General features: G+C 36.0%; 3 protein-coding genes. All 3 read left to right on the top strand.

The genetic code is table 11. The features are described 5' to 3' along the window. Positions 1-259 precede the first annotated feature (259 nt). The 3 genes from BGC07_RS15320 (at position 260) to BGC07_RS15330 (ending at position 2,550) form a co-directional block, all read left to right on the top strand. Positions 260-850 (top strand): hypothetical protein, encoded by a 591-nt coding sequence (locus tag BGC07_RS15320; protein ID WP_069313951.1) that lies wholly within the window; start codon positions 260-262, stop codon positions 848-850. 558 nt (positions 851-1,408) lie between these two features. Continuing rightward, positions 1,409-2,206, top strand: coding sequence for a hypothetical protein (locus BGC07_RS15325; protein ID WP_069313952.1), 798 nt, complete (start codon positions 1,409-1,411; stop codon positions 2,204-2,206). Positions 2,207-2,235: 29 nt separating this feature from the next. Next, complete coding sequence (locus BGC07_RS15330) at positions 2,236-2,550, top strand: hypothetical protein (protein WP_069313953.1); 315 nt, start codon at positions 2,236-2,238, stop codon at positions 2,548-2,550. Positions 2,551-2,897: the final 347 nt, after the last annotated feature.

Genomic DNA, 2,897 nt, shown 5'->3' on the forward strand with positions numbered 1-2,897 from the left:
CCAGAGAAATGGCCAGACAGAAAAACGGAGGAATGATTGACGCAGGAATTTTAAATAAGATGATCCGCATAGGCATGCCGAATAGTTTTAGAAGCAGCTGAAATGTGCCTATTGGAAAAGAGCGGAGATTATGTAACAAAGCCTGAGGGTTGCCTTCGTATGACGGAGGGCGTAAAAAAAATATATTAAATTAAGTTGAATGTTTATCCATACTATGTGGACAATATGTACTGGTATTGAAATAAGGGTTTATAAAATAATGAAATACAAAAGCGTCTTAGCAATTACTATCTTAGGGTTAATAAGCGGATCTGTGTTAGCAAATCAAAATACTAGTTCTTTTTCTGAAATTGACTTTGCTTCAGCTACAAAATATGGAACCAGCCCAAAGGAAATCCAATTTAAGAACAGTTACACTCTAACAGTTCATGATGTTGTTGATTTTACATACTGTACAGGAACACTAACTATATTAAAACAAAATCCGTGGTCCAATCCCAATGGTGGTGGCATGGGTATAGCGGCTGAAGGCGCAGATGCAATAGTCACATTCACTTCAGATTCACCACCTAATTCTGCTTGTGCATTAACCATGAACGGAAGTGGTGAGGCACATATTATTTCTATTGCAAATAGTGATGATGATAAAAATTTAACTCTTTATATGAATTATAATAAAGGTCATACTGGACATTCGTGGAGTTTTGATACATACAGCAACAAGCAAGATACAAGTCACATAATATTTGCTGAAGATAAAAATACTTATGTCTTAAAAGACGCAAATAAAGATAGTGGTAATCCAGAAAAATTATGTTCTGATAATTTAGGATTCTGTTCTGAAAACTAAGTTACTCAAATGACGGGCTTTGTTGCTTAGCTCAAGAGTGATCAATACTGGTGGTTTAATTAGCTTACTGTTATATTGGGATCAAAGCAACAAGCATAGGCCCGCTGCGCGGGAGGGTGTGCTCTAATTGGTAATCCTTGTGCTTTAAAATAGGAACCAATCATTCCTTGAGTTTGGCGCAGCGGTTGTTTAAAAACTTTGCGTATTTCATGACAAGTAATTTTGCTAGATCTGTATACAGCTGGAATGTGCCTATTGGAAGAGACCGAAAGTTATGCAACAAAGCCAACTGACACAAAAATATGTCTGATATTTTGGTGGTATTATACTTTAAAAGTTGCGCTGTCTTAGTAATTAATTGTAATGGATATGCAAATCTAAGAAATTTAGATATTTATACGGATATATTATAAAAATATTGTGATACGTTTATGGGACTTACTCATTGATAGCTTGTTGGAAAAATGAACTCTAGTGAAAACACTGATTTCTAGTGGGTGCATAACTAGATTTTGCATTTCAACCAATGCGTAAATCCTAATTTAAGAGGATGTTGTTTTGAATCCAGATGAGTTACTAGCGATAGGGGCCGCATTAGTTTGGGCTGTTCGTAGAAGTATTAAGTATTCGGAAAATATCAAAAGTCTGTACAGTGGTGATCTTTATAATTCTTCTTTTCGCAGGGATAGAAAAACAGAAATAAATAAGCTCCGTACCGATTATGCTCAATCAGATGAATATGCGGTAAAAGCACTAAGAACTAGAGTCGGATTGTGTGCAGAATTAAGTACAGTGGCTGTGTATCTTGGAAAGATAATAGCAGTCCAGATAAAACATGAGCAAAAGGTCTATATTTCAAAAGTCGGAACACCTAAACATTCTTTCTGTTTGATCCACCAATCAAAAGCACTCTTTAAGTCTATTGCTAAGCGTGTAGAGGCTCAGTCTTTGCAAGACCTTATTTGCTTAAGAGGTGATTTGAAAAATGCTGTGATTGTTGACCCATGGATTTATAAAGCTTCGAAATTATCTAATTATAAGGGCCACTTGGAACATGCAAAACTATATGGGGTAGAAGATTTTTATAAGGGCAAGGTGACAAACAAAGTCTATTCTAAAGAAATGCATACAAAGCCACCAAAAATTAAAATTACAGAAAGTGTACATAAAGCTTTAGAATGCTTCAGGCTGGCATATAAAGATGAGAAAAATAAACTGATTAAGAACAAATATATTTTTGCCAAAGGTCGAAAGCTTGCTAGTGTGAGAAAGGATTTAGATAGTGATATTAAACGGCGTAAGCAGTTAAAAAGCCTTAGACGCTTTATTCAACAGATGGGTTTAAATCTAAAATAAAAATTATGAAGAATTAATCAAGCGTGTTGATGTTATTATCGAAAAAATATGCGGATGTTAGGGATACCTATTTACAAGGCATTTTTAACAAAGCGCTATATTTGGTCTTAATAGAGTGTGGACAGTTTGAGCCTAAAATACGGTTAAATGCCAACCTTAAAATGATGCTGAGTTCGTATGTTGTACCGAAACAGCCCTATGAGTTTGAAAGTATCGCAGGCATGAGCCTCAAGGGAATTAGAGATATCCGAGCTAACCCTAATTCTGAGAGGGAAAAGTGCCTAGCTCTAGTTGACTATATCAGAAAACAAGGTGTTAGCGTGTATTCTGGTGATGGGAAATAGTCTTATACAAGCAAGCTAACGAGTAAGCATCACATATTTTTAAGGATAGCCTATGCAGCGCGGCGGCATGAATGTTTTAGATGAATCTAGCGCCCCTATATGAAAAATTAGTTAAAAATCTGCATGGGTTGAAAATGTGGTTTAAATTGTTTGATTTTTAATACAGATGCTCACGTAAGTATAGGCAACGGTTTTAGTGTGTTTGCAGCCCGGGTTAGAACCGCTGTATTCATCATGGCCTGCAAACTTCGTTTTGCAGCTGAGCATCTTCAGGGCAGTTTCAACGTAAGCGATCAGCCAAGATCGAAGCTATAAGGTAATTAAAGCTCTTAACTCATCATTTATTT

Source organism: Piscirickettsia litoralis (assembly GCF_001720395.1).
GTDB classification, from domain to species: domain Bacteria; phylum Pseudomonadota; class Gammaproteobacteria; order Piscirickettsiales; family Piscirickettsiaceae; genus Piscirickettsia; species Piscirickettsia litoralis.